Below are 24,426 nucleotides of genomic sequence, written 5' to 3' on the forward strand. Positions count from 1 at the left end.
ATTTGGATCTATAATTTTGTTTTTTTATCAATTTCAATTGTTATTTTTGACAAGCAATGCAGTCAAAAAAAACTTATACACTACAAGAAGCAACCAGAAAACTGGAGCATTATTGCGCGTATCAAGAACGATGTCATCAAGAGGTTAGGCAAAAACTAGAAGGTATGCATATGATACCTGAAGCTATAGATGTAATAATAGTACACCTGTTAAAGCATAACTTTCTTAATGAAGAACGTTTTGCCAAAACATTTGTAAGCGGTAAGTTTAAAATTAAGGCTTGGGGCCGACGCCGTTTAACTTTTGAATTAAAGAAAAAAGACATTAGCAAAGTTAATATAAATCAAGCACTTAAAGCTATAGAAAATGAGGAATACATCGAGGTTTTCAATGATTTAGCCGAAAAAAAAGCCAATTCAATAAAAGAAAGTGACAAGTTTAAAAAAAGAAAGAAATTAATCGATTATCTGCTATATCGGGGTTGGGAATCGTATTTGGTGTACGAAAAAGCCAACGAACTAATTAAGTAATGCCATTTTTTTTATGAGTTTTAATAATGGCTTGTTCATTTTTCCAGTCTATCCATTTTTGTCCTTTTAAGCGGCGCATTACATTATCGTAATTTCGCATAATTAAAAGATTATATACCGCTTTACTAAAGTTTTTTGGGTTTCTAGCTATAGCACGTAAACTCATAGAAAATCCTGGAGTTATATAACGCATATAATGCCAATAACCTTCTGGCATGTATAGTATTTCGCCATGATTTAGATCGGTTTTATATCCTTTAGCCTTCTTTAACATGGGCCATTTTTCAAAATCTGGATTATTAAAATCTATATCTTCTCTGGTAATTAAAGAGTGTGGAATTTTATATAGATAATCATTTTGTTTTTGATCAAACAAAATAATCTGTTTTTTACCTTCAAAATGAAAATGGAAAATATTAGCCAAATCAATATCGTAATGCATAAAAGTGTACGAATCTCTTCCGCCAAAAAACAGCATAGGTAAGCCTTTCATAAGCTTCAATCCAAAATCTGGATAGCTAAAATCGTTTTGTAATTGAGGGACTTCTTTTAAAACATTCCAAAGGAAAATTCTATATTTTGTAGGTTCTTGTTTTAACAAATCTACATACTCGCTCATTTTCATTTTAGCATGTGGTTCGTTAAAACCATCCTTGTAATCTACATGCCTGTCATCATAAAGCGGAACCGTTTTATTGCCAGCAATGGCTTTCATGTAGTCTAAGTTCCATTTTGTATAGGCAGGCCAATCATCAATATAACGTTCAATAACCACAGGTTTTTGTGGTTTAAAGTAATGTTTTAAAAAGCCCTCTTTAGTTATGGTTTTTACCCGAGGGATATCTTGTAGATTTAGTGCCAATACATAAATATTTAGTAAGTCAAAGTTAAGAAAACGTTATTAAATTTAAAATAGTATTAGGGCGTTACCTTACAGGTCGGGCTTTCCATTACAATCTTTTTACTCGTACCTTACAAAAAGGATTTCTACTTCAATCCCTAACGCAAACCAAACTACCAAGTTAATTATGAGAAGCAAACAATGTGGCAATTTTCAATAAACCAATAGCTCAACATTTTTAAAATGTTTAGTAATAAGATGTGAATTCAAGGATTATACTACTTAACCAATTTCCCTTTTTCTTTAGCGGCTTCATTACGCTCAATGGTGTGTTCAGGGCGCGTCCATTTTGGTTTCTCACCTAAAGCTTCTAATTGAGAATCTTTAGCCTCAACCGTTTGCGGCTGTACTTTTTTAGTAAATGGCTTTTGTGGTTTCAAACCTAATAATTCAAACATTTTCATGTCTTCATTAACATCAGGATTTGGTGTAGTTAAGAGCTTATCTCCAGCAAATATAGAGTTTGCTCCAGCAAAGAAACACATGGCTTGTCCTTCGCGAGTCATTTCTGTTCTACCTGCACTTAAACGCACTTGAGTTTCTGGCATTACAATACGTGTGGTTGCTACCATACGTATCATATCCCAAATAGAAACTGGCTTTTGGTCTTCTAATGGTGTACCTTCAACAGCCACTAAAGCATTTATAGGTGTCGATTCCGGTTGTGGGTTTAAAGTTGATAATGCCACTAACATACCAGCACGATCTTCTAAATTTTCACCCATTCCAATAATACCTCCACTACAAACAGTAACATTTGTTTTACGCACGTTTTCAATAGTGTCTAAACGATCTTGGTATCCACGTGTAGAAATAACTTCTTTATAATATTCTTCTGATGAATCTAAATTATGATTGTAAGCATACAAACCAGCTTCAGCTAGTCGCTTTGCTTGGTTTTCAGTAATCATTCCTAGAGTGCAGCATACTTCCATATCTAGTTTATTAATGGTACGCACCATTTCTAAAACTTGGTCGAACTCTTCACCATCTTTTACATTACGCCAAGCAGCACCCATGCACACACGCGAACTTCCTCCTTCTTTAGCTCTAAGTGCTTGTGCTTTTACTTGCGGTACACTCATAAGGTCATTACCTTCAATGTTTGTGTGGTAACGAGCAGCTTGTGGACAATACCCACAATCTTCTGAACAGCCTCCTGTTTTTACAGATAATAAAGTGCTTACCTGCACTACATTTGGGTCGTGTTGCTCTTTATGAATGGTAGCTGCATCATAAAGCAACTCCATTAAAGGTTTGTTATATATATCTAATATTTCTTCTTTGGTCCAGTTGTGTCTTGTTTCGCTCATTTGGAAATATATTTTTGACAAAAATAGTTATAACCATTCAGATTCCCTTTCAGTAGCGTCTAAAATCTTAATAATTATATAATTATTGCTTAAACAGGAAATTCTAAGCTCTTTTATAAGAGGTAGGTTTCTTTCCAGTAGCCAAATACTCAAAGCAATCTTGATACCTACTAAACTCAGAGAATTTTTTAATTGAATTACCCTCTCTCCGTTTTTGAATTATGGGGCTTAGCAATTGCCAAAACTCATCTATATTTTCACCAATAAAATCATCAACTATTTTTTTTGGAATCATTTTGTTCCAAACAAGAAACCCGAGATTATCAAAAAAATGGCTTAACTGAATGATTTCATCTTGTTTTTCATTAGGTAAATCATAAAAGATTATATCAGGATTTGACAAGGTTTTCGCTAGCAGTCTTCTTTGTCTAAATTTATCGCTTCTATACTCTTTCATAAGTTCCATAAAGTAATTCAACTTACTAAGGTTTTTTGATATTTGAAATTGTCTTAAAGAAATTATTAATGCTAATAATGCAAAAAGTGCAGAAAATATTGATATAAATAGTTCATAGTCTTCCATAATTTATTCTTTATCTTCAGAATCATTAATATCCCTTTTTACTGAAGAATTTTTTTCTTCGATTTCTACATTTTTCCCTTTTAAGTACTCAGGTAATTGCATACCAGCCATATTAAACATTTCTTGCAATGGAGGAACCGATTTGTACATGCCAGAAATAAAGTTTGAGGTTGAAGATTTACCATCTTTTCCACCACCATTTTCCCAAACGGTAACTTTATCAATTTTGATGTTTTTAATAGCCTCAGCTTGTGTTTTTACTAATTCAGGTAATTTATCAGCTATTAATAATAACACAGCATCTTTTGCATTGTCTCCTGCTGCTTTAACTATTTGGTCTAAACCAGCGGCTTGTTTTGTTAAAACTTCATACAATCCTTGTGCTTCAGCTTGAGCTTTAAATAAAATTGCATCTGCTTCACCTTTTGCACGTCTTCTAATTTTTTCAGCTTCAGCTTCCGCATCAATTTCTACTTTTTGTTTATCAATTTCTGCAGGAACAATAATATCAGCTTTTTGTGAAGAACGCTCACGTTCTGCTCTTGCAGATTCTGCTTCTTTTTCAGCAGCATAAGATTCCTCTAATGCTTTTGCAGATTGTACTTTCTCTGATGCAATGGCCACACGTTCTGCTTCAGCTTCTCGTTGACGACGTAATGAATCTGAATTAGCAACCGCAATTTTTGCTGTATTTTCACCTTCAACAGCTTGCGCATTAGCAGCAGCAACTTGAGTTCTTTCATCTTGCACAGCGTTAGCTTCTCCAATAGAACCATCTCTAGTTTTTTCTGCAACCGATTTACGTGCCGCATTAATGGCATGTGCAGCTGCTTCTTTTCCTAAAGCTTCTATATACCCAGATTCATCAACAATATCAGTAATATTTACATTGATTAATTTCAAACCAACTTTCTTTAGTTCAGACTCGACACTTTTTGAAATATTGGTTAAAAATTTATCTCTATCTGAGTTAATTTCTTCAATATCCATCGATGCAACAACCAAACGTAGTTGGCCAAAAATAATTTCTTGAGCCAATTCTTGAATTTCATTTTGCCCCAAGCCTAATAAGCGCTCAGCAGCATTTTGCATAATTCCAGGCTCGGTAGAAACCCCTATGGTGAAACGAGATGGCACATTAACACGTATGTTTTGTTTAGAAAGTGCATTTATAAGATTAACTTCAATAGAAATTGGTGTTAAATCTAAAAATTCATAATCTTGAATTACAGGCATGATGAATGCTGCCCCACCATGAATACATTTTGCAGACTGACCTCCACCAACTTTACCATAAACAACTAATATTCTATCTGAAGGACAGCGTTTGTAGCGTTTAATAAGTACAATAAAAAAGATGAAAATGAATAATACTGCAAAAATGACTGCAATAGGAAAGCCTAGATTAAAGGCGTCTTGTGTTAATAATAGCATAGGTTATTTGTTTAATTTTTCAATAATTAATATTCCGTTTTCTGTTACGTTTTTTACTTTTATTACAGAGCCAGATTCTAAATCGATATCAGCATCTGTTAATGCTTCAAGTTCTCTTAAAGCGCCTTGAATTCTTACATGAGCTTTTCCTATAGAAGACCTATTTGCGCCAACAGTTAAGTAGACTTCACCCACAGCGTTTACAGCATTTTTAAAGTTTAAAGTTCCGCTATGGTTAAGTTTATTCATATAATAAAACATAGCGCCCATTATCACCATCATAATTAATCCGCAAACAATAGAAATTATTATAGTTAGTGGTTTTGAAAATCCAGCATCTATACAAGCAATACCACTCCAACCAAATAAGGTAAAGAAACCTACTAAGTTTTTAAAGGTTATAAATTGAAAACCAATACCAGTATCTCCTTCAATATCACTATCTACATCTCCAATATCATCGGCATCACCTCCTACAAATGATAAAATCATAGTTATAAGAAAAATTAAAGATCCTAGTAAAGCAATGCCCCAATATATTTTAGGAAAGAGCTCTAAATTTGAATACCATTCTATCATAATGAAATTGATTTTTTAGTTGAATAAATATAAGCTTTTTCTGATAAGAAAACAGCTTCTAAAAGTATTATTTTGAAAGTAAAATATGCTGTGTTTTTTACTAAAGTCACTAACTTTAGTTGATATGTATTAAGCTTTTTTATTTACTTTAATTCTGTAAATAGTAAGAGATTAAAAGAATAAAGTAATGAATACTCTATTGGCATCGTCTATTTTCTAATTATATGTAGTTGAAATTTATTTTTTGTTACAAAATTTTTTTTGATTTGAGGAAATACTTTTTTATTCTGAAGGGTTAAATTAGATAAGTATGGCGTAGTTAATTATAGTCATTTACTCAATTAGCTGTCTGCCTAATTCAGCTAAAAAAGGAAATCCAATAGTTTCATACTCATAAACATTATCGTTAAAAATTTGATTTTTATTAACGTGCATTGTAGCTGTTATAATATACTCCTTTTTTGTTTTTTTGTTTACAATGTATGCACAATCTGTTAGGTAGCCGTACGCATTTCCTACTTTGTTGTATATTTTTATATGCTTTGGGATGGGTTTTTTGGAATCGCCAAAAATTAAAAATTTTACATAGCTTTCATAATATTCATTTGAGGTATAACCTGCTTCGTGAGGCAATATTTTCATAACATTTATTAAAAAACTTCTGTCGTCTTGGGTTAAATGAAACCGCTTATTATATTGATATATTTCAGGAAACATAAGTTGTTTCATTATTTGATGTAAAGCCGTTACTGGCAAATAGTTTTTAAATGAAAAATCCATAGCAGAGCTAACCAAACTATCGTTAATCATATAACCTTTGCCTTTTTTTGTCTTATTTAAATTTAAAGGTTTTGAGGGCAGACTTATTGTAGAGTCAGTTTTGAAAACAACTTCATTCTGGTCATAAAAAACAAGTGGTTTTGTTTTTAAATTTGCAGAATTTGAAACTGATAATCTATGCGAAATTCTAGCATTTATACCCTTTTCTTTTAGCTTTAAATTGATATAGTCTTTACCTAAATATTCATATAACCTATTATAAGCTGCATTGTCGCTTACAGCAAATATTTTTTTAATTTCATTAGCAAGCGTAGTTTTAGTACTATCATCTTCTATATTAAAGATCGTATTTCTGTCTATTAAATGATTAGTGTTCATTTTCTCTAAGGCTAATAGCGCAATAGGGAATTTTACTGTACTAGCAGGATAAAAATAATTGTAGTCATCTACTTGAAAGTTATAATCTTCAAAATAAATAGAGTCTTCTTGTCTTTTAACTTCTGTGAATAAAATTTGAACTTCATGGTTTTTAATAGAATCTATAACTGTTTTAATTTTTGGATTATTTGAAGAGAGGATCTTATTAATTGGGTTTGTGCTTTTATGATTGCAACCTAATAAGGTGATAATAATTATTAAAACAAGAAACCTCATTGTAGTTATTGATTTCAATAAATATAGCATTTATTTCATAACATTGGAGCCGAATTAATTCTAAAACTAGCATCATTTATAAGAAAGTGGTTAAATTAGACCAATGAATAATTTACAAAAAAAAAGAATAGCTCTTATTGGTCTAGGAGATATTGCTAAAAAAGCATATTTACCAATAATTGCAAGCCATTCTAAAGTTACGCCTATTCTTTGTACAAGAGATAAGAGTGTTTTAAAAGATTTGGCTACACAATACCGAATTGACGAAGTTTATTTTGATATAAAGACCTTAATTGAAAATAAACCTGATGCAGTGATGGTACATAGCTCTACTGAAAGTCATTTTGAGTTGGTTTTAAAGTTATTAGAAGCTAAAATCCCTGTTTTTGTTGACAAGCCCCTTTGTTATTCTTTACAAGAAACGGAAACATTATTAAATATAGCAACACAGCATAAAGTGCTTCTATATTTAGGATTCAACAGGAGGTTTGCTCCTTTAATTTCGTCTTTAAAAAATGAGCAAAATCCTATTCAAGTTTTTTGGAAAAAGAATAGAACAAATTTACCTGCGACACCCCGTGTTTTTATTTTTGATGATTTTATTCATGTCATAGATAGTCTTCGTTTTTTAGGAAACGGAATTATTAAGAATCTTCAAGTTTTTTCAAAAACAAATAATAATTTATTGGAAAGTATTCATGTACAATGGCAGCAGAATGAAACGCTATTAAGTGGTTCTATGAACAGAGTTAGCGGTATTACTGAAGAACATGTTGAATACTACTCTAAAGATAATAAGTGGCAAATTGAAGAATTAGTTTCTGGAGCTCTTTTTAAAAATGAGACAAAAGAATCAATTGGTTTTAATAATTGGGATAGTACTTTATATAAAAGAGGCTTTGTAGATTTAATTGAAGATTGGTTGCAAGCATTAAATGAACCTAATTTTAACTCTAACCGCATTAAAGATATCTGGAATACACATTATTTATGTGAAACGATTTTAGAGAACGTTTTTAAATAATAAAAGTTACTTTCTTTTAAAAACCAAAGGGCCTTTATGACCTCCGTCTGTAATGAAAATTCCTTTTAGTGTATTTTTGTCTTCGCTTAGTTTTAAGTAATGTGTGCCGTCGTCTGGACCCCAAGCAGGAATGGGTTTTATAACATCTACATGATAAATAATAGAATCGTCTTTAATTATTCCTGATCCTGTTTCAAAAAAAGGCTGTCCTTTAAATTCGATATAATGTGCTATATGGATACTATCTCCAACTTCAGAATATACAGCGTAGCAATTTTTAAAATCATCATTGTTAACATCTTCCCAAACGCCATTAAAGCTTGCTGGGATCGTTTGCTTGTTTTTTTGATTTTGACACGAAAACCCAAAAAATAAAACAAAAAAACAGAGCGTAATTATGTTAGTTTTATTCATTGACAGAATTTTTTGAAATCAAAATACTAACTGCGTTGCCACCAAAACCAACTGCATTTATTAAGATGTTTTGAATTTTATTAGGTTTTTTTTGATTTTCTGAATATGGAATTCCTATAAATTGTTGATGTTGTAACATTAAAACAGCAAGCTCGATATTTAAAGCTCCTGATGCTCCAAAGGTGTGCCCTATTTTCCATTTGTTACTTGTTAATACAGGAATACTGTTTTTAAATACAGTTTCAATAGCTTTATATTCTGAAAGATCTCCTTTTACGGTTCCCGGAGCATGCATTACTATAATATCTATGTCGTCAGGATTTAGTTTTCCTAGAGCCATTCGCATCGATTTTTGAAAACACTTCGCATCTGCAGAAATAGAGATATTGTGCTCTAAAACTTCAGTGGCATAGCCAACTCCTTTTATAGTAGCTAAAGCATTACTTTTTACGCCTTTTTCTAAGCAAATCATTGATGCGCCTTCACCTAAAACCATAGTGTTTTGTTTTTTGGACAAGTCTAACGCTCGGCAGGGAAATACATCGCTTTGATTGGTATAAATTTTTAAAGCCTGCATTTGCGCAATGGTAAATGGTGTTAATGGGGCTTCGCTACCACCAACTAAAAATTTACTACACATACCAGAATTTATCCAAGCAATACCATTTAACGTAGCATGCAACGCTGTTGAGCAGGTTATGGAATGGCTTATTTCTGGCCCCTGTGTTTGTAAATCGTGAGCTACCCATGACGAAATATTACCTAATGTTGTTGTGGGCGAACTTAAAGTTTTTGCTTTATTATTTTTCAGAAAATCTTTATGATAATTTTCAAAAAGTTTAGTGGCGCCACGAGAAGAGCCTATGTTTATTCCAAAGTTGTCAGTTCCTTTCCAATTGGCATTTTTTATTGCTTGCCTAGAAGCGTAAATAGCATATAAAACAGTATCATCTAGTGTTTTGTATTTATTGTCTGAAAGTCTTAAAGCTTCAATATCTTGTTTTGTCTCTATTGAAATTTGTGCCACTAAGGCTTTGCCATTTTCAAATGATTTTTCTGCAATTAGGTGTTGATTGTTTTGATAGCTATTCCATGCTTCGCTTAAGGATTTCCCTAACGGAGAAATGGATGAAACGGCTGTTATAGAAATAGGTTTTTGCAACATTTTTTGTTTTGACAAAAGTAAGACTTATGCGTTAGGGATAGAAGCGGCATCCTTTTTAATTTTCAAAAAAATTAAAAAGATATAGCGGATAGCCCGACCCTTGTGGTAACGCCCTAAATAGTTTCTAATACATCTTCAATAACTTGATATACTTTTTGTAATTCAATATCAGTAATCACATAAGGTACTTGTATGTAAATGGTATTCCCGAGAGGTCTTAAAAAAACACCTCTATCCATAAAGAATTTTAAAAGCTTATCGCGTAAATCGCCATAGCGTTCCATTTTTGTGTTGAGGTCTAATGCAAAAATAACACCTAAATGCCTCGTAGTTTTTACCTTTGGATGGTTTTGAATATGTTTTTCAAAAGTGCTATGAGCATTCATAATACTTTTGATATTGTCTTGAATTTCTTGAGATGTTAAAAGCTCAATGCCAGCAATTGCAGCAGCACACGCCACAGGGTTTGCTGAATAGGTATGGCAATGGAAAAAGCCTTTAGCCATATCGTTACTTAAAAAGGCGTCGTAAACATCTTGCGTACAAGATGTAATAGCCATAGGAATTAAACCTGCTGTTAAAGCTTTACTTAAGCAGATAATATCTGGCTTGGTCTCTATAAAGTCTGAAGCAAAATATTTACCTGTTTTTCCAAAACCTGTCATGACTTCGTCTGCAATAGTAAGGATGTTATGGCTTTTTAAGTATTTTAAAATGTCATTCAATCCGTTTGCATCATGAGTTTTCATGCCTGCGGCACCTTGCATTAAAGGTTCGTAAATAAAACCTGCAATATTATGATTTAAGATAAAACCTTTTAACTGTTTTAAAATAGCTCCAGTATTGGAACCATCTGGCGTTGGAATACGCTTTACGTCAATTAAAAAATCTTCGAAAGGACCATTATAAACAGATAAACCAGATACGCTCATGGCTCCAAAAGTGTCACCATGAAATCCGTTTTCAAAAGCAATAAACGTTGAGCGTTTATCCTCTTTGTTAAAATAATATTGAAGAGCCATTTTTATACCAGCTTCAACAGCTGTTGAGCCATTATCATTAAAATAAATTTTATTTTGATTTTCAGGAAGTATTTTAATGAGTTCTTCAGATAGTTTTACAGCAGGTTCATGCGTGAAATCACTAAACATAACTTGGTCTAATTGCTGCATTTGTTTGTATACCTGACTCGTGATATAGTCATTACAATGCCCGTACATGCATGTATACCATGAGGCAATGGCATCAATATATTCGTTGCCATTTTCATCTGTTAATACACATCCTTTTGCTTTTACTATAGCTAAACTCTCGGGTTGTAGTTGGTGTTGTTTTAGCGGATGCCAAAGGTGTTTTTTATCTCTTTCTTGCAGACTCATAATTTATCTTTAAATAATTCGGCATACTCTTTTACTACATTTTTATCAAAATAAGGTTCTTCTTCAATGCGTCCAATAATTGAAACTTGGGTCATTTTTTTGATAATATCTTCTGTTGATTTGTGTTCGTTTCCACTAAAAATAATAGATACATTAAACCCTTTTTCTTTTAAAGCGCTTATGGTTAAAAGTGTATGGTTAATGCTTCCTAAATAATGTCTAGATATTACAATAACGTTTTGTTTTGGTTGGATTAAATCAAAAACGGTGTCTTTATCATTTAATGGAACTAATAATCCGCCTGCGCCTTCAATAACTAAATGATTATTCGTTTTTGGCGTCTTAATTTTTTTGATATCGATTTTTACACCATCAATAGCAGCAGCACCATGCGGGCTCATTGGTGTTTTTAAAGCATAGGCGTTAGGATGAAATTTTGATTTAGCATTTGAAACTAGCTGCTCTACTTTTTTAGTATCGCAATTATCTAATTCTCCTGCTTGTATAGGTTTCCAATAATCAGCCTCCAAAGCTTCTGTTATAATTGCTGATGCTATTGTCTTACCTACATCAGTTGAAATTCCTGTGATGAAATATGTGTTCATTTTAAATCGAATTCTGTTTTGCAATCTTCACACCTGTATTTATGTCTGGTATAGAATGGAAGTGCCGAAAATAATACGCCAAAAATAAACCAGAATAATGATTTAGCATCTTTTATTGTCGAAAATAACTCAACATGATGCCCTTTGCAATTTGGGCAACTAATTGTGTGTCCTTCATCATCAATAGAATATTTATTGATGGACTCTAAAATATGTTGCGCTTCTAAAGCATCAGTTGACAAAACCTTTAATTTTACACCACCAATAGCGTTGCTTACCAAGGGGTCTGTGTCAATGGTTAAATTGTCAGTCAAGAATACTTGAATGCCTTCAGCTTCCAAACGGCCTTTTATAATTTGGGCTTCGGTTGAATATTGAAACCTAGCTATGGTTTTAAAAGTGTTGCTCATATACTTACAAAAGTAGCTAAGAGTTGTAATACTTTTGATATGTCGGACTTAGAATTATAACTATGCAAGCAGAACCGTAAACGCTCTTGTCCATTTGGAACCGTTGGGGATAAAATAGGTTTTACGTCAAAACCACTTTCTTGTAGTTTTTTAGCAATCCGTTTAACGTTATAGTTTCCTGAAATAATGCAACAATGAATAGCCGAATGCGAATTAATAAAAATAGAATCAAGTTTGTATTTAATAATTTCAGCTTCAAAAAATTTGATATTTTGATGTAGTTTGTTTAAGTTTTCGGCACTAACTAACTCATGGTAAGCAGCATATGTACTTGCTAAACTATGAGGTGGTAACGCTGTAGTATAAATGAAACTACGTGAAAAATTCACTAAATATGCTTTTAAATTTTTACTTCCTAGAATTGCTGCGCCATGGCAGCCCAAAGCTTTTCCAAAAGTAATAATGCGTGCAAAAATAGCTTGTTCTAATTTTAAATTTTGAATTATTCCAGTACCATGCTCTCCAAAAACACCAATAGCGTGGGCTTCATCGACTACTAAAAAGGCATTGTGTTTTTTGCTTATTTGAGACATTGTCTCTAAATCTGGAGAATCACCATCCATAGAGAATACAGACTCCGTGACTATATATATATTCTGATGAGATTCTGAAATAAGTTCAGAATAACGACGTATTAATTCCTCTAACTCATTTAAATTGTTGTGTTTAAATTTATAGGCTTTTGCATTACTCATACTAATACCATCGCGAATAGAAGCATGAATATATTCGTCATATAGAATAATATCTCCACGTTGAGGTACACAGGAAAAAAATCCAATGTTTGCATCATAACCAGAATTATATACTAAGGCACTTTCACTATTATGAAAGTTAACAATAATGTCTTCAATTATATTATAAAGCCTGTGATTACCTGAAAGAAGCCTCGAGCCTGTTGCTCCATTATTGGTAATATCATGGCCTTTTAAAAACTCATGAGCATGATTAAAAATAGCGTCAGATTTTGAAAACCCTAAATAATCATTTGACGAAAAATCTACCAAATTATTTTCTGCTCCAAGTTGTCGTAAAGCATTATTTGCTTTTCGATTATCGAGTTTTTCTTGTAGTTTTTTGGGAAAGTCTTTCATTTTAAACAAATATAAATAATGCTTTTGGTATTGGTGACACAAAATTATTTTAATTAAAAATTATTGTTTATCAATAATTTTATTATACATTTGTTATCGTTAAACAATAATTTTATTATGAAAGCAATTAATATTTTAAAAAGGTTAATTAATATTTACTATTATTTATTAGTATTAGTTTTAATCGTAGGGATACTAACCATACCACTATTAATACTCAAAAAGAAATACGTGGTTAAATTTTTAGGAGAAGAGGTAGACTTGAATACTTTGAGTAGTTTAAATATGGTAATAGTTTTAATTTTGGTTGCAACGCTTTGGTTTCTCTATTTTAAAGCAATTAAATTGCTTAAGCATAGCGTACATGAGTTATCTGAAGGGCATTATTTTTCAAAATTGGCAATTGGTAATTTTAAAACAATAGGCATTCTTTTTTTAATTTGTGGACTAGGAGAAATCTTTGCCAAAATAATTTTAAATCTAATTCTAAAAAATAGTTTTAGATTAGGTATTGATTCTTCAGTTGTCACATTTTTAATTATGGGTTTATTCTTTATGTTTTTAAGCGAAGTGTTTTTAAAAGGAAGCCAATTGGAAGAAGAAAACGAATTAACTATATAAACTATGCCAATAATTGTTAATTTAGATGTTATGCTTGCTAAGCGTAAAATGAAAAGCAAAGATTTAGCAGAAATTATTGGTATAACCACAGCAAATTTATCAATATTAAAGTCAGGTAAAGCAAAGGCAATTCGTTTTTCTACATTAGAAGCTATTTGTAAAGCACTCGATTGTCAACCCAGTGATATTTTAGAATATATTGAAGACTAATATTACATACCACAGAGCGTCAACTACTGAAGAGTTAAATCAAATTTTAAAGCTTCAAGAGGAGAATTTGCGTGGTTTAGTTTCTGACGAAATCAAAAAAAAAGAGGGTTTTGTAACCTTGCAACACGATTTTGAAATACTAAAAAAAATGAATGATGCTTGCGCACATTGCATTGTAAAGTATAAAGGAGAAGTTGTAGGTTACGCGTTATCAATGCTTAAAGAATTTCAAAATGATATTCCGTTATTGGTGCCCATGTTTATTCAAATTGAAAAAGCAATCAAAGAGCAAAACCTCTCCTCCAACTATATTGCAATGGGCCAAATATGTATTGATAAAAAGCTAAGAGGTCAAGGCGCTTTTAGAGGACTGTATAATTATATGGAGCAAGAACTTAAAAACGATTTTGATGCTATTATTACAGAAGTTGATACTAAAAACATACGTTCGTCTAATGCCCATAAAGCCATAGGTTTTGAACTGTTAAAAAATTATATTTCAAATAATCAGGTTTGGGAAGTAATTATTTTAAAACTTTAATTCTATTTTCTTGTATCTTTACAACTATGTTTGCACTCGTAGATTGTAATAATTTCTATGCTTCTTGCGAACGTGTTTTTAACCCTAATTTACAAGGAAAACCAGTTGCTATTCTTTCAAATAACGATGGTTGTGTAATCTCACGAAGTGACGAAGCCAAAGCATTGGACTTGCCAATGGGAGCTCCTATTTTTAAATGGGATTCTTTTTGTAAAGCCAATGGAATATCTGTGCTGTCGTCAAATTACCCGTTATATGGTGACATGAGTAGTCGTGTAATGTCTATTTTAAAACAATTCACACCTGATGTGGAATTGTATAGTATAGACGAATCGTTTTTAGAATTTAAAAATTTTGAAGAAGATTATAATTATGACGATTACGGAGATAAAATCAGAAAACAAATTTTAAAATGGACAGGTATTCCAACTTGTGTTGGCATTGCTCCAACCAAAGCATTGAGTAAAATAGCCAATAAAGTAGCGCGTAAATTTCCGAAGGAAACAAAAGGAGTATATGTAATAGACTCTGAAGAAAAGCGAATAAAAGCTTTAAAGTGGATTAAAATTGAAGATGTTTGGGGAATAGGGAGAGGCTTAACCAAACGATTAAAACTTAAAAAGTGTAAAACGGCTTATGATTTTACGCAGTTATCAGATGATTGGATTCGTAAAAACTTCTCCATTACAGAGTGGAAATTAAAAAAAGATTTAGAAGGCATTCCTACCTTGCAATTGGATGAGATAAAAACAAAACGAGCCATAGCTACAACACGAAGTTTTGATTATACTTACGATGATATAAACTATATAAAAGAACGTATTTCTACTTTTGCAACAAGTTGTGCCGAAAAACTGCGCAAACAAGGCTCTAGCTGTCATGTTATTATTGTTTTATTAAGTAGCGATAGACATAAAAAAACCTTAGAACAGCATAGAGGGAGCAAAATTGTTAGTATTCCGTTTCCAACTAATTCTTCGTTAGTAATTAGTAATGAAGCTGTAAAAGCTGTAACTTCCGTTTTTAAAAAAGGTGTTAAATATAAACGTGCAGGCGTTATTGTGTCTGGGTTGGTGCCAACAGATAATTTTCAGCTTAATATGTTTGAATACGAAAACCCAAAACACAAATATTTAATGCATGCTATCGATGGATTAAATACAAAGTACGGCGATTATAAAATTAAAATTGCTAATCAAGATTTAAAACGCACCTGGAAAATGCGTCAAGAACGATTGTCACCACGATACACAACAAATATTAACGATATTATTAAAGTAAAATGCTAATTTGCGCGTTACCACAAGGGTTGGGCTTTCGGCAGTCGCTTCCTCCTTCGTCGGCGAGCTTCAACAAATGCCTCAATCCCTAACGCAAACATAAGTGCTAATAAAAAACACAAAAACAAATGCTATTACACAAATCAAAAACATTAACCTTTTTTACTCCTACAGCTTTTAAAAATTCTGGAGCTCATTTTTTCGATACCGGAATTTCAGCAGGGTTTCCTTCACCAGCCGAAGATTTTAAAGAACAACGCTTATCGTTAGACCGAGAACTTGTTAAAAATAAAGAGGCTACTTTTTTTGCACGTGTTAGTGGGCAGTCTATGATTGGAGCAGGGCTTGATGACAACGATTTGTTAGTTATAGATAGAAGTTTAGAACCTACTAACAATAAAATAGCAGTATGTTTTTTAGATGGCGAATTTACCGTAAAGCGTTTGAAAGTAGATAAAGACGAAGTTTGGTTAAAACCCGAAAACCCTAATTATCCTATTATAAAAATTACGCAAGAAAACGATTTTATCATTTGGGGTATTGTTACCAATGTGATTAAAAAAGTATGACTTTTTAACTTAAACGACCAGAAATATTTTCTCTATAGTTATCACCAATAGGAATTTCTGCTTTACCAATTTCAATATCATTTTTTGTGTATGCAGTAATTTTATTTTTGTTCACAATATAAGAACGGTGAATTCGAATAAAACGCGCGTCTAATTCTTTTTCAAAAGCTGAAATGCTAAATTTTACAGTATGAGATTCATTAACTAAATGAATTTTGATATAATCTTTCAAGCTTTCTATATATAGTATTTCATCAAAAATTATCTTTACTTTTTTTCGATTTTTAGACACAAAAATAAAGCCATCTTCTGTAGTTGGGAGATTAGATTGGGTTTCCTTTACAGTCATAGAACTTTGCTCTTTAAACTTTTCAATGGCTTTAAAAAATCTAGAAAAGGTTATAGGCTTAAGTAAATAATCGATAGCATTTAATTCAAAACCATCTAATGCATAATCACGATATGCCGTAGTAAAAATAACTTTAGGCTTTTGAAGGAGGGTTTTAAAAAACTCCGTTCCTTTTAATACAGGCATTTCAATATCCAAAAAAAGTAAGTCTACAGGTTTTTTTTGCAAAATATTACTAGCCTCAATAGCGCTTGCACAAGAAGCGACTAACTCAAAATTATCTAATTGATTTAAATGTGTTTCTATTAGCTCTCTAGCTAACTCTTCGTCATCTATAATCAAACATTTGTAAATCATTATTTAGCTAGTAATTTTAAGGTTACTGTATAAGAGTTTTTAGTATTTTGAATATCTAAAAAATAATTGTCTGTATATAATAACTCTAGTTGTTTTTTTATGTTTTTTAAACCAATACGATGTTTCGTATTATTTTCTACATTAACATTAGGTTTTGAGTTTTCTATATTAAAAATAATTCTATTGTCTTCAATATTAATCTTTATTGTAATAAGTGCCTTTTTTAATTCCTGACTTACACCATGTTTAAAAGCATTTTCGATAAAGGTTAATAATAATAAAGGTGCAATTTTCACATCTTGGTTAATGTTTTCTTCAAAAGATATTTGAACACGTTTCCCATACCTAACTTTTTCTAATGAAAGATAATTTTCAATAAGTTCAATTTCTTTTTTAAGCGGAACAAAAGTGTCATTACATCGATATAACATGTAATCTAAAATGTCTGATAATTTTTCGATTACCTCTGGAGTTTCATCTGCTTTTTTTAATGCTAACGCATAAAGATTATTTAAAGTGTTAAATAAAAAATGCGGATTTAATTGATGTTTTAAAGCAGTGAGCTCTGCTGTTTTTTTCTGCTCATTAAGTTTCAGGTATTTCTGTTGGTTTTTATAAAAACGGGACATTAACAACAATGCAGTTGGCGTTAAAAACTTAATAGACTTACTTAATAAAACAGAGAAGTTTGTAACCCTCTCCCAAAATGTGCGTTCGGCATATTCTTTTTCAATGTCGCTATAGAATTGATAATATTTTGGTTCGTAAAAATACATATGGAGAGCTGTATAGAGTACAAACATTGCAATTAATAAAATAATCAACCACACCAAAAATAATGTTAGCCTTTTTGTATTTAAAAACCTTGGCACTAATACAAATAAACAAATGTAAGCAGTGATTATTTGTGGGATTACAATTTTGCATGTAGAATGAAATAATTGAATGTATCCTGATTTAAAATAAGTTAAATCAGATGTAAACATAAAATACAGGAATACACATACCCAGAACAATACATGTTTGAAAAGTGTAGCACTAATAATATTGTATTTGACCTTTAAGGTAGTCATATGAATTAGCTAAAATACAATTATACATTCTAGTATTTTTTAAAAGTTGCTGAAACAGGTATTTAGGATGCTGTATGGAGGTTTTAGGTAGACAGAATTAAAATGTGGCTAAAACGTACTTTCCGTTTGCTAAAACACAGGATTGATCTATTATTTTTTTGCCTATTGCCTTTAATCTTAGATTTGAATTAAACAAAAATTCTTTAAACATGAAAAACTATATTGTACTATTTGTTACGTTTTTAACCTTTCAATTAGTTAATGCACAATCAGAATGCTTAGCAATTGAAAGTACCCTTCAAAAGTACATGGAAGGAAGTTCTTATAATAAGTTAGAAATGCTGGAAAGTGCTTTCACAGAAAATGCCACTTTATATTTAACAGGTAGAGAAGGTTTTAAGCTTTATACACCTAAAGATTACATTGCTTTTTTTAAGAATAATGTAGCTGGGACTTTTAATGGTCGTTATGCTAAAGTTTTAGCGATAGAAGCTATTAAGGATATTGCAACTGCTAAGGTTGAAATTTCAATTCCAAAAAGAAATATGGTGTATATCGATTTATTTTTACTAAAGAAATTTGAAAACGGTTGGAAAATAATTAGTAAAACCGCAACTCGAATTGATGAAGCATCTAACAATTAACATGAAGTATTTATTTGTTTTTTTGCTGTTTGTTGGCGGATTTGGTGTTTATGCTCAAGAATCTATTATTAAATTTATTAATACTAAAATTGATATTGATGGAAAGTTAAACGAATCAGTTTGGCAACAAGTACCAAAACACACGGGTTTTTATAATTATGCGCCAAATGATGAAGGTTTAGCTGAAAATCAAGCAGAAGTTAAATTGTTTCATAATAAAGAATATTTATATATAACCCTTATTTATTTTGATACTCAAGGAAAATCTCAGGTAAGTTCTTTAAAAAGAGATGTTCCCATTGGATTAAGTGACGGTTTTGCAATGGTTATAGATACCCAGAATCAAGAACAAAACGCCTATTATTTTTCTGTTAATGCTTTAGGAACTCTTATTGATGGTATTGTTGAGAAAATTAACGGAGGTTATGACTTTACAACAAGTTGGAATGCCGTTTGGGAAGCAAAAACTAGTATAGAAGGTAATAACAAAGTTTATGAATTAGCAATTCCATTAAGGGCTTTAAATTTTAATGCTGAGAATTCCATTTTTGGAATTCAGTTTTATGTGCGAGATATAAAAAAGAATTCTTGGACAATCCTTAAAAACGTGAAGCGCAACTATAGATTATTTGATTTGCGTTTTACGGAAAAATTTTCAGTTGAAAACTTGCCAAATAAATCTAGTTCAAAATTTGCAATAACACCATCATTAACTACTAATTATCAAAATGATGCTATTGAAGACATAGACAAAACTACAATTAAACCTAGTTTAGATGTGCAATATAATGTAACATCTTCCTTAAAGTTAGATGCAACTATAAACCCAGATTTTTCTCAAATTGATGTAGATCAACAAGTGACTAATTTAACTAGATTTTCGATTTTTTTTCCAGAACGCAGAAATTTCTTTTTAGAAAATTCCGATTTATTTTCTAATCTAGGAGTAGATGGAATAAACCCATTTTACTCTAGAAGAGTCGGTGCTAATAGTGATGTTCAATTTGGATTAAAACTGTCTGGTAATATGTCGCCTAAAACGCGATTGGGGGTTTTAAATGTGCAAACTGATAAAAAGGAAGGTATTATTTCTCAAAATTTTGGGGCTTTAGTGATAGAACAACAACTATCTAAAAATTTTTCTACAACAGGTTTTTTAATCAATAGGCAAGAAACAGACAAGTTTGAATTTGTAGATGACTATAACCGTGTTACAGGGTTGAATATAAATTACAAATCCAATAACAATAAATGGATAGGTTTAGCAAATTTTGGAACCAGTTTTAATGATAATGTAACAGGAGAAAATAATTTTTATAATGCAGGAATTTGGTTCAATAAAAGAGGCCTAGAGTGGAGTGCTTCAATTAGAAATGTAGGAAGAAATTATATTACAGACGTTGGCTTTACACCACGACTTTATAATTATGACGCTATTAATGATGTAGTTGTAAGAGAAGGTTACACACAAACTTCGGTTGGTGTAGAGTATGAGAAATTTTATGATAAGTCTAGGCGGTTGAATAATATTCGTTTTATCAATTATGAAAACAATAATTATTTTGATGAAGAAGGAACCTTATCTCAATCCTCCCATTTTTATAACTCTGCTATCTTTTTTAAGAACTTATCGGCAGTTTATTTTGTGTTTAATTATGATTATGTAGATCTTAAATATGGTTTTGATCCTTTAAGAAATGGAAATGCATTACAACCAGATAAGTATAATTTTGGGCTTATAAAAGTAGGATATAACTCCGCTAATAATCAAAAAATGAGGTATAGAGTTAATGTTCAAAAGGGAAATTATTATAATGGAAAGCGTATTGCAGGAGGAATGTATTTAAATTATCAACTTTTACCATTTGCTAATTTAGAAGTATCTTATGATATTAATGTATTAGATTTAGGGGTATTAGGCAAAGAAACCTTCCATTTAGCACAATTTACAAGCGAAATATTTTTCAATAACAGACTAAACTGGACGACTTACGTTCAATATAATACACAAAGAGATAACTTTAATATTAATAGTCGATTACAATGGGAGTACAAGCCTTTATCGTATGTTTATTTGGTGGTAACAGATAATTATAATGATGAGATTGCTCGAAAAAATTGGGGCGTAGCTTTTAAAATGAATTATAGGTTAGAGCTTTAAACAAAAAAAGCCTCAGAATTTCTGAGGCTTTTTTAAGTATATGTTTTGTAATTATTAATCTGCTAATATAATTACTTTGTTATCTTTCATCTCTAAGGTTCCAGAATTGACTTGTACTGTTAACACTTTATCATCATCATTATGAGGAATAACAAGAGCATGTAATTCATCAAAAACTAAATGAGATTGTGAATGTGTATGAATTTGAATACTTCCGGCTTTTAAAAGAGATACAACTGGTGCGTGATCTTTTAACATTTGAAACTCTCCATTTACTCCAGGAACAACAACAGAGTCTACTTCTCCATTAAATAAGGTTGCTTCTGGTGATACAATTTCTAAATACATAGTTTTTTAGTTTGCAGTCTGCAGTTTACAGTTTGCAGTCATTGAAGACTGAAGACTGATTTGCTGCAAACTAATTTTACGCTTCAGCTAACATTTTATCTCCAGCTTCAATAGCTTCTTCAATAGTTCCTTTAAGGTTAAATGCTGCCTCTGGTAAGTGATCTAATTCACCATCCATAATCATATTAAACCCTTTAATAGTTTCTTTAATATCAACTAATACACCTGGAATACCTGTAAACTGTTCAGCTACGTGGAATGGTTGTGATAAGAAACGTTGTACACGTCTTGCTCTACCTACAGCCATTTTATCTTCTTCAGATAATTCTTCCATACCTAATATGGCAATAATATCTTGTAATTCTTTGTAACGTTGTAATAACTCTTTTACACGTTGTGCGCAGTTATAGTGATCATCACCTAAAATATCAGCAGTTAAAATTCTTGATGTAGAATCTAATGGATCCACAGCAGGATAAATACCAAGCTCAGCAATTTTACGTGATAATACTGTAGTTGCATCTAAGTGAGCAAACGTTGTTGCTGGTGCTGGATCAGTTAAATCATCTGCAGGTACGTAAACCGCTTGTACAGATGTAATAGATCCTCTTTTTGTTGATGTAATACGCTCTTGCATGGCACCCATTTCTGTTGCTAATGTTGGTTGGTAACCTACCGCAGATGGCATACGACCAAGTAATGCAGATACCTCAGAACCAGCTTGTGTAAAACGGAAGATATTATCTACGAAGAATAGTACATCTTTTCCTTGTCCATCTCCAGCTCCATCACGGAAATACTCAGCAATTGTTAAACCAGATAAGGCAACACGCGCACGTGCTCCAGGAGGCTCATTCATTTGTCCGAATACGAAAGTTGCTTTAGATTCTTTCATTTTAGATTTATCTACTTTAGATAAATCCCATCCACCTTCTTCCATAGAATGCATAAAATCATCACCATAACGGATAATTCCAGATTCTAACATTTCTCTTAAAAGGTCATTTCCTTCACGTGTTCTTTCACCTACTCCAGCGAATACTGAAAGTCCACCGTGTCCTTTTGCAATATTGTTAATCAACTCCTGAATTAATACTGTTTTACCCACACCAGCACCACCAAATAATCCAATTTTACCACCTTTTGCATAAGGTTCAATTAAATCGATTACTTTAATTCCTGTAAATAAAACTTCAGTAGACGTTGATAAGTCTTCAAATTTTGGTGCTTGTCTGTGAATTGGTAAACCAGCTTCACCAGCTTTAGGTAAATCTCCAAGGCCATCAATAGCATCTCCAATTACATTAAAAAGACGACCATAAACGTCATCACCAATTGGCATTTGGATAGGAGCACCAGTAGCATTTACTTCTGTTCCTCTACTTAAACCATCAGAAGAGTCCATCGCAATAGTACGTACTGTATCTTCACCAATGTGAGACTGTACTTCTAATACTAATATTGAACCGTCAGGTCTTTTAATTTCTAATGAATCATAAATTTTTGGAAGTTCAGCACCAGCTCCGAATTCAACATCGATAACTGGACCAACTATTTGTGCAACTTTACCTGTAACTTTAGACATTACTTATGTATTTAATATTATGCGTTTTAATTCTATGAAAACACTCTAAGTTTTCGCGTGCAAAGATATATTTTTTAATTTAAAAATAAAGTTGTTTTTTCAGGTTTTTTGGAATAAAAAAACACCTTCTAATAGAAGGTGTTTTATATTAAATTATTTTATGTAATTATTGTAGTGTAGGAGAATAGTTTGTTGGATAATCTCCTACATTTGCTAAATTTCCTGATGCTTCAAAATTTGATCCATAAGTTATATCAATAGCCTTCATAATTTCGTTTGCCATAACACTATAGCCTCTAGCAGTTAAATGAATACCATCTAAGCTTACTAAACCGCCAGTTACTAAATCGGCATTTAGCGTAAACCCATTACTAATAATTCCTGTAGTTGAAGCTTGTTCAAGAATTCCTTTAAAGTCTACTAAAGCCAACCCTTTTGAGGCTGCTACACTTTCAATAACCATATTATATGCATCTGTAGCATCTTTAATACTCTTAAGTTCATCACTATCTAAAGCATCAACATCATCAATACCATTAACAGCGCCTATAACTAATGCTCCTTGTTGAGGTGTTGGTGTACCGCCAGCTTGTAAAATACCTAATACTTGCAATACTTCATTTGATAAAGCAACAGAGCCATAACCTTGAGCTAAAGCGCCTTGGTCTATGGGTAATAATAATAATTCATCTTCAGTCATTTGTCTAAAACCTAAAGGGTTGGCTGGAGTTACAGGAACATCTATAATCCATCTGTTTTTTCCTTCGCTAAAAGGTATAGCATATTGGCTAGCTAAAGCTTGAGCTTGAGCAGGAGGTACCATTTGTGAAATTAATACTTGAGTAAATATTCCAGCAACCGCTTGGAAAAACCCTGTTAGTTGGCCAGCTGTTGTAGCATCTATTTCTAGCGCATTGTTTGGTACTGTAGTAAAGTAAGGTAAATTTGTTATGTATGGTACATTAGCAACTACACCTTGTGCTCCATTCGCAGTTAACTGATCAACAATACCAGTAAATACTTGACCAAAAACGGTTGGGTCTGTTATATCATTACTACCATAACTTGCAGGGTTAAAATTTCCGGTTTGGTCCATTCCTATTCCTCCAGAAGTGGCATAAGCTAATACATCATTACCTCCAATTTCTGATAATGTAAAGAATGTTGGATTTTGGCTAGCAGCATCTCCTAGCATAGTAGCAGTTGGAGAAGAAGCCATTCTTCCAAAATATGGATTTAAACTTCCGTAACCTGGAAATGTTAGGTGAAAACTTTTAGCTCCAGGTACTCCAACATTATTAAAACTACTACCTAAATTATTTGCTGCGTCTGTTGTTATCGGTGGAGCAGGAGCTCCTAACCCTGCTAAAAGGTCATTAAGTCTTATTACACTTGTTTCAGGGGTAAAAACTAACCTGTATGCAGCTACAGGTATTCCACCAACAAGTAATCCGCCAGTATTATCATTCATTAAAGGCTGAGTAAATGCACCACCGCCAGCATTAGCAAAATGCTTAGATAAAATATTTGGGAACGAGTTTTCTTGACCTGCAATAAAAACGGCACCATCTGTATAGCCCGCAGTAAACGAAGCTCCTAATGAAACATAGTTTGAAAAATTTGCACTACCAGCTGTTAATTCCGGTAATTCTGTAGTTGTAATATTATTGTCTTCTAAAACATCTTCAATTTCATTACAAGCTGTGAAACTTAAAAGAATTACTAACAGCCAAATATATTTTGTATTCATAATATTCTTTTTC

At 32.0% G+C, this 24,426-nt stretch carries 26 protein-coding genes; 9 read left to right on the forward strand and 17 right to left on the reverse strand.

Annotation, left to right across the window (positions count from 1 at the left end; genetic code table 11):
- Positions 1 to 56 precede the first annotated feature (56 nt).
- Positions 57 to 530 carry a regulatory protein RecX gene (locus M3P09_RS01625; RefSeq protein ID WP_249971783.1) on the forward strand — a complete coding sequence of 158 codons (474 nt, stop codon included), beginning with the start codon at positions 57 to 59 and terminating at the stop codon, positions 528 to 530.
- Here M3P09_RS01625 and M3P09_RS01630 read toward each other — a convergent pair.
- The 6 genes from M3P09_RS01630 to M3P09_RS01655 all read right to left on the reverse strand — a co-directional run bounded on the left by M3P09_RS01630 (position 523) and on the right by M3P09_RS01655 (position 6,774).
- Positions 523 to 1,392 (reverse strand): cupin-like domain-containing protein, encoded by an 870-nt coding sequence (locus M3P09_RS01630; protein WP_099564949.1) that lies wholly within the window; start codon positions 1,390 to 1,392, stop codon positions 523 to 525. The genes M3P09_RS01625 and M3P09_RS01630 overlap by 8 nt on opposite strands.
- A gap of 257 nt (positions 1,393 to 1,649) precedes the next feature.
- On the reverse strand, positions 1,650 to 2,744 hold the full coding sequence (bioB, locus tag M3P09_RS01635; protein ID WP_249971784.1) for a biotin synthase BioB: 1,095 nt from the start codon (positions 2,742 to 2,744) through the stop codon (positions 1,650 to 1,652).
- A gap of 103 nt (positions 2,745 to 2,847) precedes the next feature.
- Complete coding sequence (locus tag M3P09_RS01640) at positions 2,848 to 3,327, reverse strand: DUF4760 domain-containing protein (protein ID WP_249971785.1); 480 nt, start codon at positions 3,325 to 3,327, stop codon at positions 2,848 to 2,850.
- 3 nt (positions 3,328 to 3,330) lie between these two features.
- Positions 3,331 to 4,761: a flotillin family protein gene (locus tag M3P09_RS01645; RefSeq protein ID WP_249971786.1), complete on the reverse strand. Its 1,431-nt coding sequence runs from the start codon at positions 4,759 to 4,761 to the stop codon at positions 3,331 to 3,333.
- A 3-nt stretch (positions 4,762 to 4,764) separates the two neighbouring features.
- The gene (locus tag M3P09_RS01650; RefSeq protein WP_249971787.1) at positions 4,765 to 5,340 is read right to left on the reverse strand and encodes a hypothetical protein; all 576 of its coding nucleotides are present in this window, start codon (positions 5,338 to 5,340) and stop codon (positions 4,765 to 4,767) included.
- Between the two features lie 333 nt (positions 5,341 to 5,673).
- A complete protein-coding gene (locus tag M3P09_RS01655) occupies positions 5,674 to 6,774 on the reverse strand; it encodes a serine hydrolase (RefSeq protein ID WP_249971788.1) in 1,101 nt (366 codons plus the stop codon).
- 103 nt (positions 6,775 to 6,877) lie between these two features.
- Between M3P09_RS01655 and M3P09_RS01660 the strand changes: the two genes are divergently transcribed.
- Positions 6,878 to 7,798 carry a Gfo/Idh/MocA family protein gene (locus M3P09_RS01660; protein ID WP_249971789.1) on the forward strand — a complete coding sequence of 307 codons (921 nt, stop codon included), beginning with the start codon at positions 6,878 to 6,880 and terminating at the stop codon, positions 7,796 to 7,798.
- Between the two features lie 6 nt (positions 7,799 to 7,804).
- On the opposite strand, the gene M3P09_RS01665 is transcribed toward M3P09_RS01660, so the two are convergent.
- The 6 genes from M3P09_RS01665 to M3P09_RS01690 all read right to left on the reverse strand — a co-directional run bounded on the left by M3P09_RS01665 (position 7,805) and on the right by M3P09_RS01690 (position 12,925).
- Positions 7,805 to 8,212 carry a hypothetical protein gene (locus tag M3P09_RS01665; RefSeq protein WP_249971790.1) on the reverse strand — a complete coding sequence of 136 codons (408 nt, stop codon included), beginning with the start codon at positions 8,210 to 8,212 and terminating at the stop codon, positions 7,805 to 7,807.
- Positions 8,205 to 9,374: a beta-ketoacyl synthase N-terminal-like domain-containing protein gene (locus M3P09_RS01670; RefSeq protein WP_430886760.1), complete on the reverse strand. Its 1,170-nt coding sequence runs from the start codon at positions 9,372 to 9,374 to the stop codon at positions 8,205 to 8,207. Before M3P09_RS01670 ends, M3P09_RS01665 begins: the two co-directional genes overlap by 8 nt.
- 116 nt (positions 9,375 to 9,490) lie before the next feature.
- Positions 9,491 to 10,756: an adenosylmethionine--8-amino-7-oxononanoate transaminase gene (gene bioA / locus M3P09_RS01675; RefSeq protein ID WP_099564941.1), complete on the reverse strand. Its 1,266-nt coding sequence runs from the start codon at positions 10,754 to 10,756 to the stop codon at positions 9,491 to 9,493.
- Positions 10,753 to 11,361 (reverse strand): dethiobiotin synthase, encoded by a 609-nt coding sequence (gene bioD, locus M3P09_RS01680; protein WP_099564940.1) that lies wholly within the window; start codon positions 11,359 to 11,361, stop codon positions 10,753 to 10,755. The genes bioA and bioD overlap by 4 nt, the downstream gene beginning before the upstream one ends.
- Positions 11,358 to 11,771, reverse strand: a complete 414-nt coding sequence (locus tag M3P09_RS01685; protein ID WP_099564939.1) for a putative signal transducing protein — start codon at positions 11,769 to 11,771, stop codon at positions 11,358 to 11,360. Before M3P09_RS01685 ends, bioD begins: the two co-directional genes overlap by 4 nt.
- Positions 11,768 to 12,925 carry an aminotransferase class I/II-fold pyridoxal phosphate-dependent enzyme gene (locus tag M3P09_RS01690; RefSeq protein ID WP_249971792.1) on the reverse strand — a complete coding sequence of 386 codons (1,158 nt, stop codon included), beginning with the start codon at positions 12,923 to 12,925 and terminating at the stop codon, positions 11,768 to 11,770. Before M3P09_RS01690 ends, M3P09_RS01685 begins: the two co-directional genes overlap by 4 nt.
- Before the next feature lie 117 nt (positions 12,926 to 13,042).
- Between M3P09_RS01690 and M3P09_RS01695 the strand changes: the two genes are divergently transcribed.
- The 5 genes from M3P09_RS01695 (at position 13,043) to M3P09_RS01715 (ending at position 16,146) form a co-directional block, all read left to right on the forward strand.
- Complete coding sequence (locus M3P09_RS01695; RefSeq protein ID WP_099564937.1) at positions 13,043 to 13,546, forward strand: DUF2975 domain-containing protein; 504 nt, start codon at positions 13,043 to 13,045, stop codon at positions 13,544 to 13,546.
- A gap of 3 nt (positions 13,547 to 13,549) precedes the next feature.
- Positions 13,550 to 13,756, forward strand: coding sequence for a helix-turn-helix domain-containing protein (locus M3P09_RS01700; RefSeq protein ID WP_099564936.1), 207 nt, complete (start codon positions 13,550 to 13,552; stop codon positions 13,754 to 13,756).
- Positions 13,746 to 14,297: a GNAT family N-acetyltransferase gene (locus M3P09_RS01705; protein WP_233192476.1), complete on the forward strand. Its 552-nt coding sequence runs from the start codon at positions 13,746 to 13,748 to the stop codon at positions 14,295 to 14,297. Before M3P09_RS01700 ends, M3P09_RS01705 begins: the two co-directional genes overlap by 11 nt.
- Positions 14,298 to 14,323: 26 nt before the next feature.
- A complete protein-coding gene (locus M3P09_RS01710; RefSeq protein WP_099565426.1) occupies positions 14,324 to 15,586 on the forward strand; it encodes a Y-family DNA polymerase in 1,263 nt (420 codons plus the stop codon).
- 119 nt (positions 15,587 to 15,705) lie between these two features.
- Complete coding sequence (locus M3P09_RS01715; RefSeq protein WP_099564935.1) at positions 15,706 to 16,146, forward strand: LexA family protein; 441 nt, start codon at positions 15,706 to 15,708, stop codon at positions 16,144 to 16,146.
- A gap of 4 nt (positions 16,147 to 16,150) precedes the next feature.
- Here M3P09_RS01715 and M3P09_RS01720 read toward each other — a convergent pair whose 3' ends face one another.
- Positions 16,151 to 16,852, reverse strand: a complete 702-nt coding sequence (locus tag M3P09_RS01720; RefSeq protein ID WP_249971793.1) for a LytR/AlgR family response regulator transcription factor — start codon at positions 16,850 to 16,852, stop codon at positions 16,151 to 16,153.
- Positions 16,852 to 17,628: a sensor histidine kinase gene (locus M3P09_RS01725; RefSeq protein ID WP_249971794.1), complete on the reverse strand. Its 777-nt coding sequence runs from the start codon at positions 17,626 to 17,628 to the stop codon at positions 16,852 to 16,854. Before M3P09_RS01725 ends, M3P09_RS01720 begins: the two co-directional genes overlap by 1 nt.
- A 506-nt stretch (positions 17,629 to 18,134) precedes the next feature.
- On the opposite strand from M3P09_RS01725, the gene M3P09_RS01730 reads away from it, so the two are divergent.
- The gene (locus M3P09_RS01730; RefSeq protein WP_249971795.1) at positions 18,135 to 18,569 is read left to right on the forward strand and encodes a nuclear transport factor 2 family protein; all 435 of its coding nucleotides are present in this window, start codon (positions 18,135 to 18,137) and stop codon (positions 18,567 to 18,569) included.
- Positions 18,550 to 20,730, forward strand: coding sequence for a DUF5916 domain-containing protein (locus M3P09_RS01735; protein ID WP_249971796.1), 2,181 nt, complete (start codon positions 18,550 to 18,552; stop codon positions 20,728 to 20,730). The genes M3P09_RS01730 and M3P09_RS01735 overlap by 20 nt, the downstream gene beginning before the upstream one ends.
- A 54-nt stretch (positions 20,731 to 20,784) precedes the next feature.
- On the opposite strand, the gene M3P09_RS01740 is transcribed toward M3P09_RS01735, so the two are convergent.
- The 3 genes from M3P09_RS01740 to M3P09_RS01750 form a co-directional block, all read right to left on the reverse strand.
- Positions 20,785 to 21,078 carry a F0F1 ATP synthase subunit delta/epsilon gene (locus M3P09_RS01740; RefSeq protein WP_099564931.1) on the reverse strand — a complete coding sequence of 98 codons (294 nt, stop codon included), beginning with the start codon at positions 21,076 to 21,078 and terminating at the stop codon, positions 20,785 to 20,787.
- 76 nt (positions 21,079 to 21,154) lie between these two features.
- Positions 21,155 to 22,663, reverse strand: a complete 1,509-nt coding sequence (gene atpD / locus M3P09_RS01745) for a F0F1 ATP synthase subunit beta (protein ID WP_099564930.1) — start codon at positions 22,661 to 22,663, stop codon at positions 21,155 to 21,157.
- A 166-nt stretch (positions 22,664 to 22,829) separates the two neighbouring features.
- Positions 22,830 to 24,413, reverse strand: coding sequence for an SGNH/GDSL hydrolase family protein (locus M3P09_RS01750; protein ID WP_099564929.1), 1,584 nt, complete (start codon positions 24,411 to 24,413; stop codon positions 22,830 to 22,832).
- Between the last annotated feature and the right edge of the window lie 13 nt (positions 24,414 to 24,426).

The sequence above is a fragment of the Jejuia spongiicola genome (assembly GCF_023502325.1).
Taxonomy (GTDB): Bacteria; Bacteroidota; Bacteroidia; order Flavobacteriales; family Flavobacteriaceae; genus Wocania_A; species Wocania_A spongiicola.

Coding starts and splice junctions, on each gene's coding strand:
- M3P09_RS01625 (WP_249971783.1), top strand. CDS start 57: ATGCAGTCAAAAAAAACTTATACACTACAAGAAGCAACCAGAAAACTG.
- bioB (WP_249971784.1), bottom strand. CDS start 2,744: ATGAGCGAAACAAGACACAACTGGACCAAAGAAGAAATATTAGATATA.
- M3P09_RS01640 (WP_249971785.1), bottom strand. CDS start 3,327: ATGGAAGACTATGAACTATTTATATCAATATTTTCTGCACTTTTTGCA.
- M3P09_RS01645 (WP_249971786.1), bottom strand. CDS start 4,761: ATGCTATTATTAACACAAGACGCCTTTAATCTAGGCTTTCCTATTGCA.
- M3P09_RS01650 (WP_249971787.1), bottom strand. CDS start 5,340: ATGATAGAATGGTATTCAAATTTAGAGCTCTTTCCTAAAATATATTGG.
- M3P09_RS01655 (WP_249971788.1), bottom strand. CDS start 6,774: ATGAGGTTTCTTGTTTTAATAATTATTATCACCTTATTAGGTTGCAAT.
- M3P09_RS01660 (WP_249971789.1), top strand. CDS start 6,878: ATGAATAATTTACAAAAAAAAAGAATAGCTCTTATTGGTCTAGGAGAT.
- M3P09_RS01665 (WP_249971790.1), bottom strand. CDS start 8,212: ATGAATAAAACTAACATAATTACGCTCTGTTTTTTTGTTTTATTTTTT.
- bioA (WP_099564941.1), bottom strand. CDS start 10,756: ATGAGTCTGCAAGAAAGAGATAAAAAACACCTTTGGCATCCGCTAAAA.
- bioD (WP_099564940.1), bottom strand. CDS start 11,361: ATGAACACATATTTCATCACAGGAATTTCAACTGATGTAGGTAAGACA.
- M3P09_RS01685 (WP_099564939.1), bottom strand. CDS start 11,771: ATGAGCAACACTTTTAAAACCATAGCTAGGTTTCAATATTCAACCGAA.
- M3P09_RS01690 (WP_249971792.1), bottom strand. CDS start 12,925: ATGAAAGACTTTCCCAAAAAACTACAAGAAAAACTCGATAATCGAAAA.
- M3P09_RS01695 (WP_099564937.1), top strand. CDS start 13,043: ATGAAAGCAATTAATATTTTAAAAAGGTTAATTAATATTTACTATTAT.
- M3P09_RS01700 (WP_099564936.1), top strand. CDS start 13,550: ATGCCAATAATTGTTAATTTAGATGTTATGCTTGCTAAGCGTAAAATG.
- M3P09_RS01710 (WP_099565426.1), top strand. CDS start 14,324: ATGTTTGCACTCGTAGATTGTAATAATTTCTATGCTTCTTGCGAACGT.
- M3P09_RS01715 (WP_099564935.1), top strand. CDS start 15,706: ATGCTATTACACAAATCAAAAACATTAACCTTTTTTACTCCTACAGCT.
- M3P09_RS01720 (WP_249971793.1), bottom strand. CDS start 16,852: ATGATTTACAAATGTTTGATTATAGATGACGAAGAGTTAGCTAGAGAG.
- M3P09_RS01725 (WP_249971794.1), bottom strand. CDS start 17,628: ATGTATTTTTACGAACCAAAATATTATCAATTCTATAGCGACATTGAA.
- M3P09_RS01730 (WP_249971795.1), top strand. CDS start 18,135: ATGAAAAACTATATTGTACTATTTGTTACGTTTTTAACCTTTCAATTA.
- M3P09_RS01735 (WP_249971796.1), top strand. CDS start 18,550: ATGAAGCATCTAACAATTAACATGAAGTATTTATTTGTTTTTTTGCTG.
- M3P09_RS01740 (WP_099564931.1), bottom strand. CDS start 21,078: ATGTATTTAGAAATTGTATCACCAGAAGCAACCTTATTTAATGGAGAA.
- atpD (WP_099564930.1), bottom strand. CDS start 22,663: ATGTCTAAAGTTACAGGTAAAGTTGCACAAATAGTTGGTCCAGTTATC.
- M3P09_RS01750 (WP_099564929.1), bottom strand. CDS start 24,413: ATGAATACAAAATATATTTGGCTGTTAGTAATTCTTTTAAGTTTCACA.